8 protein-coding genes are annotated in these 11,958 nt (G+C 31.1%); 6 read left to right on the top strand and 2 right to left on the bottom strand.

Annotated features, from left to right (window positions below):
• Positions 1 to 4 precede the first annotated feature (4 nt).
• Positions 5 to 799, bottom strand: coding sequence for a THC0290_0291 family protein (locus ASF10_RS10150; protein ID WP_056248459.1), 795 nt, complete (start codon positions 797 to 799; stop codon positions 5 to 7).
• 323 nt (positions 800 to 1,122) lie between these two features.
• Here ASF10_RS10150 and gdhA point away from each other — a divergent pair, with 323 nt between their 5' ends.
• The 4 genes from gdhA to recO all read left to right on the top strand — a co-directional run bounded on the left by gdhA (position 1,123) and on the right by recO (position 6,625).
• Positions 1,123 to 2,466, top strand: a complete 1,344-nt coding sequence (gdhA, locus tag ASF10_RS10155) for an NADP-specific glutamate dehydrogenase (RefSeq protein WP_056248461.1) — start codon at positions 1,123 to 1,125, stop codon at positions 2,464 to 2,466.
• A 133-nt stretch (positions 2,467 to 2,599) separates the two neighbouring features.
• Complete coding sequence (locus ASF10_RS10160; protein ID WP_056248464.1) at positions 2,600 to 4,870, top strand: T9SS type A sorting domain-containing protein; 2,271 nt, start codon at positions 2,600 to 2,602, stop codon at positions 4,868 to 4,870.
• Positions 4,871 to 4,883: 13 nt separating this feature from the next.
• On the top strand, positions 4,884 to 5,918 hold the full coding sequence (locus ASF10_RS10165) for an acyltransferase family protein (protein WP_082472415.1): 1,035 nt from the start codon (positions 4,884 to 4,886) through the stop codon (positions 5,916 to 5,918).
• Positions 5,912 to 6,625 carry a DNA repair protein RecO gene (gene recO, locus ASF10_RS10170; RefSeq protein WP_056248470.1) on the top strand — a complete coding sequence of 238 codons (714 nt, stop codon included), beginning with the start codon at positions 5,912 to 5,914 and terminating at the stop codon, positions 6,623 to 6,625. Before ASF10_RS10165 ends, recO begins: the two co-directional genes overlap by 7 nt.
• Before the next feature lie 86 nt (positions 6,626 to 6,711).
• Here recO and ASF10_RS10175 read toward each other — a convergent pair whose 3' ends face one another.
• Complete coding sequence (locus ASF10_RS10175) at positions 6,712 to 7,509, bottom strand: T9SS type A sorting domain-containing protein (RefSeq protein ID WP_056248472.1); 798 nt, start codon at positions 7,507 to 7,509, stop codon at positions 6,712 to 6,714.
• A 510-nt stretch (positions 7,510 to 8,019) separates the two neighbouring features.
• Here ASF10_RS10175 and ASF10_RS10180 point away from each other — a divergent pair.
• Together ASF10_RS10180 and ASF10_RS10185 are read left to right on the top strand one after the other, a co-directional pair.
• Positions 8,020 to 9,912, top strand: a complete 1,893-nt coding sequence (locus ASF10_RS10180) for a PQQ-binding-like beta-propeller repeat protein (RefSeq protein ID WP_056248475.1) — start codon at positions 8,020 to 8,022, stop codon at positions 9,910 to 9,912.
• A 55-nt stretch (positions 9,913 to 9,967) separates the two neighbouring features.
• Positions 9,968 to 11,887: a hypothetical protein gene (locus tag ASF10_RS10185; RefSeq protein ID WP_056248983.1), complete on the top strand. Its 1,920-nt coding sequence runs from the start codon at positions 9,968 to 9,970 to the stop codon at positions 11,885 to 11,887.
• Positions 11,888 to 11,958 lie beyond the last annotated feature (71 nt).

Below are 11,958 nucleotides of genomic sequence, written 5' to 3' on the forward strand. Positions count from 1 at the left end.
TTACTTAAAATTCTAAGTAATAAATATATCCTACATTAAACCAAACTTGTGAATCGTTTGACTTGTTTTCTTTATAAACATCTTTATTTGGATTTAAACCATCAACCCAATCAGAATTATATCCCTGATAACGGGCTTCGAACATTAAATCACTCATAGTAGTCATTTTATAATGTACTCCAACACCAACTGTTCCTGATAAAACGATACCGCTTTCGCTCGAAAAACCAAATTGGCGACCATCAGAAGGAACTAAATATTTTGGGTATGTTGTTAAAGGAAGTCCTAATTGACCTAATCGTGACTCAACTTTAGTTTTGTAATAACTAACCTGGAATCCTATGCTTATATAAGGACTAAAGCTACCTATTGTATTTTCGAAATCATGAATTTTCATAAAAGGAGAAAATTCTAACTGACCTCCAAGATTTACCAAAGTCGAAGTTCCGTGCATACCTCTAAGGTGTTGTACAAGATTTTTTCTTTTCTCTGATTCAACCCATTCTCCAAAATGTTCTAATTTGGTCTGGTTAAAAGATAATTCAGATCTAACTTTGAAATGTTCTGTAAAAAAACTTTCTCTGTTGTTATTAGCGGAGAAGTTTATGAAGTGAACAATTCCGACTCCAAATCCGTTGTTTCCGACATTTGTGTCAAAATTATTTCTTTCACCGTAATCAGATTGAAAAGTGGAAGGACCGAATATTATTCCTACTTCTTGAGCAAGATCAGATTGTGCAGTCGCTATTGTGGTAATGCCAAAATAGGCAAATAACGTAAGGATTATAGGTTTGAGCATGTTTTTGGGCTTACAAATCTTGGCAAATATATAAAAAACCTTGTCGAATCAAAATATAAAATACGTGTATTAAAAAATTAGTAACAAAAGACTTAATTTCTTGACTTTAAGTAAGGTGATTTGATGTAAAGGCAGAACTGTAAAATCGTATTTTTAGGATTGTTTAAAAATTACACAATTCTGTTTGAAAAACAAAAAAAAATAACAAACCATGATAGTTTTGTTTTAACTTTGCGTGTTATTACGAAAACGTTTTCTTAAAACGTATTTTCTTGTTTAAATGATTAAAGTTTATAAACTATTATTGAATAATTTATTTAAAAATGGAACAAAAAATAAATGAATTTATGGCTCTTGTTGAGTCTAAAAATCCAAACGAGCCAGAATTTCTTCAAGCCGTTAGAGAATTTGCAGAAACGGTAATTCCATTTATCGCTGATCGAAAAAAATATGATGGAAAAAATTTACTTCTAAGAATTGCTGAACCTGAGAGATCTATAATTTTTAGAGTCCCGTGGGTTGATGATAAAGGAGAGATAATTGTAAACAGAGGTTTTAGAATTCAGATGAATTCAGCAATTGGACCATACAAAGGTGGAATCAGATTTCATCATTCTGTAAATTTATCAGTTTTAAAATTTTTAGCTTTCGAACAAGTTTTTAAGAATAGTCTTACAACACTTCCAATGGGTGGTGGTAAAGGTGGTTCTGATTTTGATCCGGAAGGAAAATCTGACGGAGAAATCATGCGTTTCTGTCAATCATTTATGACGGAGTTATGTCGTCATATTGGACCTGACTTAGACGTTCCTGCAGGAGATATTGGTGTTGGAGCAAGAGAAATTGGTTATTTATTTGGTCAATATAAAAGAATCCGAAATGAATTTACTGGTGTTTTAACGGGTAAAGGTCTTGCTTACGGTGGTTCTTTAATACGTCCTGAGGCTACAGGATATGGAGTTGTTTATTTTACAGATCAAATGTTACGTACTATCGGACATGAAATTAAAGGTAAAAGAGTAGCAATTTCAGGTTTTGGAAATGTGGCTTGGGGAGTTGCTTTAAAAATAAATGAACTTGGAGGAAAAGTAGTTACAATTTCTGGTCCTGATGGTTATATTCTTGATGAAGAAGGAATTTCTGGAGAGAAAATCGAACATATGGTCGAAATGAGAGCAACCGGAGACAACAGAGCTGAGGTTTATACTCATAAATATCCAAATGCTGTTTTCCATAAAGGAAAAAGTCCATGGGAAGTAAAAGTTGATATCGCGATTCCATGTGCAACTCAAAATGAGTTAAATGGTGATGATGCAAAGAAACTTATTGAAAATGGTGTTTTATGTGTGACAGAAGCTGCAAATATGCCATCTACTTTAGATGCTATTAAATTATTCCTTGATAATAAAGTATTATTTGCTCCTGGAAAAGCTGCAAATGCTGGAGGAGTTGCTGCATCAGGTTTAGAAATGACGCAAAATTCAATTCGTTTAAACTGGACAAGTGAAGAAGTTGATTTGAGATTAAAAGATATCATGGTTGGAATTCACAATCAATGTAAAAAATACGGTGCCGGAGAAGATGGTTATGTAAACTATGTAAAAGGAGCTAACATTGCCGGATTTGTAAAAGTTGCCGATGCTATGCTTGCGCAAGGTGTAGTATAAGTTTTAGTTACAATTTTAAGATGCCTTCATTTGTCTTTTTGAAAAGATGATTGAAGGCATTTTTTTATTTATACAGAACGAAATTCAAATACTTTCGTTTGTAGTATATTTGTCTATCTGAATATATTAAATAATGAAGAAAAGCTTTCTGTATATTTTGTTTTTATTGTTGTATCAATTTAGTTTCGGACAGGATAAATTGTTATGGCAGGGTTATTTTTCGTTTAACGAAATAAAAGATATTTCACAATCTTCAACAACAGTTTTTGCTGCTTCAGAAAATGCCTTGTTTTCTAAAAATGCGGCGACAAATGCAGTCAAAACCACCACTACGGTCGAAGGGCTTTCAGGTCAGACTATTTCAGCATTATATCATAGTGAAGGTTTCAGGAAAACTATAATAGGTTATGAAAATGGTTTAATGATTGTGTTTAATGAAAGTGACGGCAGTATTTTAAAAGTAGTCGACATTATTAGTAAGCAATTGCCAACGAATATTAAAAGAATCAATCATTTTATGGAGCATAATGGTTTAGTTTATGTTTCCTGTGATTTTGGAATTGTACAATTTAATTTAACGACTTTAAAATTTGGAGACACCTATTTTATTGGTGATAATGGTGCCGAAATTAGTGTAAAACAAACCGCTTATTTTGACGGATTTATTTATGCAGCCACTTCAAACGGAATTAGAAAAGCAAATAGTACAAATGCAAATCTAATTGATTTTAATCAGTGGCTTTTAGTAAATTCAGGAAATTGGTCGAGTGTTGAAACTTTAGATTCAGAACTTATCGCAATAAATTCAGGAGGATATATTCATCGTTATAATTCGGATACATTTGCTGGATTTTTGCAACTTCCTCAAGTGTCGACAGACATGCGTGCCGTAAATCATACCTTGTTTATTACAACGCCAAATACTGTTTTTGTTTATAATAATCAGATGACTTTAAATCGTCAAATTACAAATACACAGGTTTTAGATAATACTTTAAGTTTTACTTGTGCGACCGTAATAGGTGATTTGCTTTATATTGGTACAAAAGATAAAGGATTGTTTTCATCGTCATTATTAAATTCTTCAACTTTCGAAAATAATACACCAAGCGGACCTTCAAGAAATAGTCTTTTTGCTATTCAGACAACGTCAAATTCATTATGGGCCGTTTACGGAGATTACTCCGGAGTTTATAACCCGTACCCAAAAGATAGTTACGGAATAAGTAAATTTACGCAGACAGGATGGTCGAATATTCCGTATGAAAAAGTTTTGGGAGCAAAATCTTTGGTGCGAATTGCTGTTGATCCTGCAAATGAAAAGAAAGTTTATATAGGATCTTATGATGCCGGTTTATTAAAAGTCGAAAATGATGTGCCAACTTATTTATACGGTACTAAAAATAGTTCATTACAGGCTATTCCTAATACTCAGGATATTTGGATTAACGGTGTGGTATTTGACAAGTCCGGAAATTTGTGGATGAATAATAGTTTGGTTGATAACGGAATAAAAATGCTTAAACCAAATGGAGATTGGCAGGTTTTTTCAACAACATCTGTAATAACAAAAGTTTCAAGTTGTCCTTTTGGAAGAATGTCTATTGACAAGAATGGAACAAAATGGATGGCAACCTATAATAGTGGTATTATAGGATTTAATGAAAAAGGAAATATTATCAAAAAAATTACATCTGGAGCAGACGCCGGCAATCTTCCTTTTATAGATGCTCGTGTAGCAACTCCGGATAATAATGGTCAGCTTTGGATAGGGACTACAAAAGGATTGAGGGTTTTGTCGAATGTAAATAGTTTTCAAACAGACAATCAACTAACAACAAAGCCTATTATTATTGTTGAAGACGGATTGGCACAAGAATTATTATACGAACAATTTATTACAGATATTGTGGTCGATGGCTCAAATAATAAATGGATTGGAACTGCTGATTCCGGAGTCTTTATGGTTTCTCCTAACGGGCAGCAAACCAAATATCATTTTACCATAAACAATTCGCCTTTGCCTAGTAATACTATAAATGATATTGATATCGATGGCACAACCGGCGAAGTTTTTATTGCTACAGATAAAGGAATGATATCTTTTAAAGGAACATCGACCGCTGCTAATGAAAATTTGAATGATGTTTATGTCTATCCAAACCCCGTTAGACCTCAATTTTCAGGAACAGTAAAAGTTGCGGGTTTATTAGATAAAGCGAATATTAAAATTACTGATATCGAAGGTAATCTTGTTTTTGAAACAACCTCAGAAGGTGGTACAATAGAATGGGATACAACAGCTTTTGGCAGGTATAAAGTAGCTTCAGGAGTTTATATGATTTTTATTTCGGCTCAGGACGGCGGCGAAACCAAAGTTAAAAAAGTAATGATTATTCGGTAAGATTAACTCAGGTATGAATAATAAAAATTGTTTCGACTTTTTACGGTTTTTCTTTGCTGCAAATATTCTATTGTCGCATCTGTGTGAACTTTCTCAAAATAGTAATCTGGCATTTTTATCTTATTTTTCTAATGCAATTATTGGTGTAAAAGGGTTCTTTGTTATAAGTGGGTTTTTAGTAGCAAAGAGTTATGTGAATACGCCTTCTTTAAAAGAATATTTTATAAAAAGAGCCAAGAGAATTTTGCCTGCTTATATCGTTGTGATTTTGTTTTCTACTGTAATATTTGCTTTTTTTAGCAGTTATAATTTTTCAGAATATTTTACAGATAGTAGTGCTTACAAATACCTGGGATGGAATTTGATCTTTTTGAATTTCATGCATCCTTGTCTTCCCGGACTTTTTGATAATAATCTCATTTGCTCTGTAAATGGAGCTTTATGGACATTAAAAGTCGAAGAAGGTTTTTATATTATTTTGCCTTTGATTTTTTATGCGATTAAAAAATTTAGTAAAACATTATTTGTACTTGGAACCCTTTATGTTTTGTCATTAATATATTGGTTTGTGATGAATGATTATCTCAATATGCCTGTGTTAGCGAAACAATTACCGGGCTATTTGTCTTATTTTGTGGTGGGAATCTGCATCTTTTTAAATTTTGATTTCATTATGAAAAACAAGACAAGACTTTTTCTGCTTTCAGTTATGATATTTATTGGATATTATTTTTCAAACCTTCCATTAGATTTTCTTTATCCTGCAGCATTTGGTCTGGTCATTATAATTGCGGCTTATAATATTTCTTTTTTAAATAATTTCGGAAAATATGGCGACTTCACATATGGTCTTTACATTTATCATTTTCCAATAATTCAGCTTTTCAGGCAATATGATTTATTCGAAAAGTATAATCCTTTTCTAATGGCATTTGCTGTAATTTTGATTACTTTTTTCTTTGCAGTACTTTCTTGGTTTTTTGTGGAGAAAAGATTTTTGGACAGGTTTAAAAATAACAATCAAAAGCAAATTCCGACTTTATGTTAGTAAAAACCAAAGCAATCGTAATCTCGTCGTTAAAATTTCAGGAAAAAAGCTTGATCGTAAAATGTTTTACGCTTTCAAACGGACTGAAAACTTATTTTGTACGTGATGCTTTTTCAAGTCGAAAAGCGAGTCAGAAAATTGCTTATTTTCAGCCATTGTCAATTCTCGAAATCGAAGCCATACATAAAAATAAAGGTACTTTAGAAAACTTTAAAGAAATTAAAACCGCAGTTCCTTTTCAAAGTATTCATACTGATATTATAAAGAGCACAATGGTAATGTTTTTGTCTGAAATGCTTCATTATTCAATTCAGGAAGAAGAAAAAAACGAGTCACTTTTTGTTTTTTTAGAAACAGCATTGACCTGGCTGGATCATCATGACGAAATTTCTAATTTTCATTTGATTTTACTTTTAGAAATTACAAAGTATTTGGGTTTTTATCCCGATGTATCCGATATTGATTTGCCTTATTTTGAAATGAATGATGGCGTTTTTACGCTTTTTCATGGTTTAAGCGCACTTACAGAACACGAAACAAATCTATTTAAAAAGCTAATAGATTTGAAATTTGATAATGCTCATAAAGTTTTTAGTGTAACCGAAAGACAGATTCTATTGAAAGTTCTAATTGATTATTATAGTTTTCATTTAGATGGATTTAAGAAGCCAAAATCTTTAGATGTTTTAAAAGAAATATTTTCTTAACTCTCAGTCAGAAAATATAAATAAAGAAACGGGGCTTAATTTAGATTCTAAATTAAGCCCCGTTTTATAATATAAGAAATAGTCGATTATTGTTTTACAAATTTAACCGATGTGCTAACATCTTCTAATTTTAAAAAATAAACTCCTGTAGCTAAACCTGAAAGTTCAATACTTTCAGAAGAATTTTTACCTCTTTTTACTGATTTACCATCTATAGAATAAATTACATAAGACGAGTTTTTGTAGTCGCTGTTTAGTGTAATTGCATCTTTAGATATAGAAACAATTGGGTTGCTTTTTTTAGTAAAATCAACTGTAGATAATGAGCTTTTTTTAGCTACTATAACATTGTCAAAGTATACGTGGTGATCAGCTAATTGTTGATCAAGACTTACTGTATAATTTAGTTTAATACTAGCAGAAGTATTTGGTGCTCTGAATGCTAATAACTTAAAATCGTAAGTTATAGTTTTCCATGTTCCATACACAATTGGAGTTGCAGTATAATTAGTTGGAAAGAAATAAGCTTCGGCAGAATTGTTTAAACTTAACTCGTATGTAAGATTACTGATGTAATTAGTTGCACTTGTTCCAGGAATGAAATAATCAAATTTTAAAGTGTAGGTATCTAAGTCACTTATTGTAAAATCTTGCGAAAACATGGCGGCAGGTAATTGAAAAGGTATGATACCTACTGGTGTAATGTCCAGACTTGAAGTTCCGTGATTAAAAGTTGTGGTTTGTTGCAATGAGGTTCCCATTGTAACAGCCCAAGAATTTGGAACATCTGAAGTGAATTGTTCAAAACTAGCGTTTTGAAGAAGATTTTGACTTTGAGCAACGCCTAAACTGAATAAGGCTAAAATAAGTAATTTTGTTTTCATATGATTTTTTTAAAAATTTGGATAAAACTACAATATTTAACAGTACAAATAATGTGAAAATTGATTTTGTATTAATTTTTAGCAAGATTTTAGAAAATGTTTGTGTTGATTATGTTTATTCTTAAAAACGATGTTGTCTTTTAACGATTAATGAATTAAATGAAATTAGAAATAAATTTGAATGACTTTTTGTAAAATAGATTAATTGTCAATTTGTTAAAAAATCATAGATAATTTTTAAATCTAATACTACACTAAAAGTCATCTTCATGATTAAAAAGTAAGATTTTATTTAGGTTTTAATTGCTTATTATAGTTTTCATTTAGAGGTGTTTAAGAAGATCAAGTAGTTGAAATTTCCTAAGGAATTTTTTTATTAAACTGAATGCTATTTTTATATATTTGCGCAGTGAATTTTTATTAAAATTTTGGTAATTCTTATTTTAATAAGTTAATTCAACAACATGATCCCCAGCTTAATTATTAATTTTTTTAAAGAAAAAAACGACTATGAAGAAAATTACTTTTTCGATTATTTTACTTTTCTTAGTTGCCTTTTCGGTAACTGCTCAAAGAAAATATGACGAAATAATCACAACAGAGAACAGTGTTCAGGATATTGTTCAAAACGAAATAACAGGAATTGTTGTTTTTAAAGAAGGTGGAACTGTAAAAGGTTTAGATCCGGAAACAAAAAAAGTTGTATGGACACTGACTAAAGAAGATTTTGGTACAATTACTTCAAAAGACATATTAACAGATCCTGATTTTGGAAATATGTTTAAAGACAAAAGAGATTTAACTACAGTTTCAGGAAGTCCTTATGTTGAAGCTTACATCAATTCAAAGTATTTAATTATCAATACTGATACAGGAAAAGTAGTTTACAATTCATCTAAAGAATCTTTCTTTGTATTTCAATCAGATTTTATTCCGGAAACAAATGAATATCTTCTTACTTTGAAAAAAGACGGAGATATGGCAATCGCTTTATTAGATATGGCAACAGGAGAACTTAAATGGACTACAACTGTTGACAAAGCAAAAGCAATGATTAGTTTTTCTTTAAAATTATCTGCTAATACCAATAAAGCAAAGATTAACGGAAACACAGTTTATTATTTACTATACGGTAATTTATATTCATTTGATAAAGAGTCTGGAAAATTAAACTGGAAAGCAGCAGAAGAATATACAAAATTCTATGAAACACAAAACGATAAAAATATTGTTGTAGTTAATGCTGCAGGTTTGTTTTCTAACAAACAATATTTAAATGTTTTAAGTACAGATGACGGAAAAAGTATCTGGAAAGAATCTATCAAAACAAAACAAGTTGTTTATTTAGAAGATTGGGGAACTAAATTATTAGTGGCTCACAATAGTGGATTCAACTTTTTTGATTTAAAAACAGGAGAAAAAATCTGGAAAAAAGATGCACGCGGAGACGGTTTGAAAAGAGTAATTCCTATCGATCAGGATTTCTTATACGTTGCAGAAAATGAAATGATGCTGATTAATAAAGACGGAGAAAAACTTTGGAAAAAATTCATCGAAATTTCTGATGACAAAGAAGACCCAATTTATTATTTAGGAAAAGTAGGTGAAAAAGTAATGTATCTTACTGGTACTTACGGAAACATGGTTGATTATAAAACCGGAGTTAAACTTTGGAAACGTAACATCAATTTTGATAAAAATCGTCCGGTTTTACCAACATACGACGAAGCAACAAATTCTTATTTAGTTTACAATGACGAAAAATTATACAAATTTGACCCAAGCATCAGCGATAAACCAGAGCCGTTTGCTAAAGTAAACATCAAAAAAGAAAAAGAATTAAACAGTATCGAATTATTTCCTTGGGGAGTTGTTCTTTCAGGACCAGTTGAGGTAATGGGAGTTAATATGGATGGAACTGTAAAATACCACCATATATACACACAACCGGGTGAAGGTACAAGACGTTTACTTAAAAGTGCTGCAATTGCAGGAAGTATTGGTTTAGGAGTTGGTTCTGCAGTAAGTGCTGTACAAGCTTCTGAGTTGACAATGACATACCGTGATTCTAACGGAAACATGAGATCTACTGTTCTTAAAGAAGAAGATAAATCAAAAATGAAACAAGCTAATAATATGGCAGCCGGTTCAGCAGCTTTAGGATTAGTAGCAGCTAAATTTGACAAACGTTTCAATGCAATGAAACAAAACAGAGATTACTCTTATATTTTTGCTAAAGCTGATACCGGAGAAAAAATCCTGGTTAAAGTAAGCAAAGCTGACGGTGTTGAGGTTGATAAAATCATTTTCAATAACAACAAACCGCTTTATGAAATAGATCCTGCGACACAAAACATTTTTTATGTGTCTGATAAATCTATTCAAATCTTCAATAAGAAATAATAATAAAAATACAGAAAGCCATCAGGATTTACTTCTGATGGCTTTTTTTTTGCCTATGAAAAAAACTTTACTCTTAATTGCTTTGCTTGTAATTGGTTCAATTCAGGCACAAGAAAAAATAAGCTCAAAAAAGAAGAAATTTTATATACCCGTAATTAAATATTCAGAATTTCCTGTTCTTGATAATGCTTTAACGCAAACTACTTTTTATCAAATGGATAAAGAGTTAATGCAAGAAGAAATTATTTTAAAGAAAAAATATTTTCATATAGATGGTTTTATAAAAGATCCTGCAAATGGAAAACTGAAAATTTACTTAACCGTTGCGTTGCCCAGGTTCAATGCGACGAAAGTAGATAGTACATTTGATAAAAAAAGAAATAGTTGGGAATTTCAGGTTTATTCTAATTATGATGTAAGAATAAAAGTTGATGCTAAGTGTGGAGATAAAATTTTATTTACTCAGGATTTTAATAGTGTTGAATCACACATAGTTGGAGGTACATACGAAAAAGGTAAGGTGAAACTTGCTGTTGAGCTAAGTAATAAAAGAAGTGCACAAGCTGAAAAAGACGGTGATTATACGGCAGAAGAATTAGGTATAGATCATATCATTTTTAGTTCTGTCGACAGAATTCAAAATTTTCTAAATTATAAATTAGCTTATTACGTAGACGAATCTAAAATAAAATTTGAATTTGTAACTTCAAAAGGACATTCTGAATACAATCAGATGTTGGCATTTGAGAACGAAATTACGGCTCAGATGGAAAAAGTAACCCTTGAAAAAGGTTTAGATGAAAAGCTGCTAACGCCACATTTACAATATCTGGAAGGTTTGTTAGTTAAATATCCTCCTTCGCCTGCAAACGAAAATATCCGATTTATTGTAACCAACAATTTAGCAGAGACTTATTTTTTACTTGAAAATAAAGAAAAAGCATTACTGTATGCCAATTTGCTGGTCGAGAATGATAAACAGGATTCGAGAGGATCTTCAATCATTAAAAAAGTGAATAATGGTTATTTTGCTGATAAAAAAATAAGAAGCCATACGCCCCGTTTTGCTGATCTTAAAAAATTAGGTGTTCAAATTGCCGAAGAAAAAGAAGAAAGAAGATTAGCTTTTTTTGAAAAAATAGCGCAACAGGATGCAGAGTGGGAAGTTGAAAAAGCGACCAGAGAAGCAAGTGTAGAGAAAGCCAGAATGCAAAGATTTAATATGCTGGATTCTATACCTTATCAGCTAAATGCTAATTTACTGGCTAAAGTGGTTGATAATTTAGGCGGAAGAGAAGCACTAAAAAAAGTAGAGAAAGCACATTTGTTTTCAAAACTTAAAATTGAAGGGAATAATATAACTCAAACGGAAGAAAAATGGGCAACAAACTCGAATTATCTTCTTAGAAAAAAAATGCCCGAAAGCTATTATGAAATCGTTAATGGAGCAGAAGCCTGGAGTCATGATGATCGCGAAAGCGGCTTAAATGCAAAATGGGCAAAATTAACGGCGTATGATTATGCTAATTTATCGAAGAACGTTGATTTAATAAATTTCCTCACAGATTTAAGACTTGATTTGTGGAATAATTATGAAGTTTTACAAGATGAAATGTACGAGGGAAAACTGTGTTATCATCTTAATTATTTTGAAAAAACATTAAGTTCCGGAAACAGAACAATTCCTAAAACAGATTATCACGTTTTTATTGATAAAGAAAATTACACTATCGTTTCTACCGAAAAAACAGAATATGATAACGGAAACAAAAGTTTCTTCGAAAAAAAGCTTTTTGGAGATTATCGTCCGGTTACAATATTAAATTCCGGAAAAATTCCATATAAAATAAATTATGAAATAGAAGATTTTAACGGTGAAACTATTTATCAGGAGCAACGTGAGAAGATAGAAATAAACCCGGTTTTTGGAAATAGAATTTTCATGAAAGAAGTCTACTTCGGAGGATTTAAATAGTCTTTTACTTTAATAAAAAAGAACAATCAGAATTGATTGGTTTTTGGTTTATTGACTCAATTTTTTGAGTT

Origin of the sequence: Flavobacterium sp. Leaf82, assembly GCF_001422725.1 — a bacterium.
GTDB lineage: Bacteria > Bacteroidota > Bacteroidia > Flavobacteriales > Flavobacteriaceae > Flavobacterium.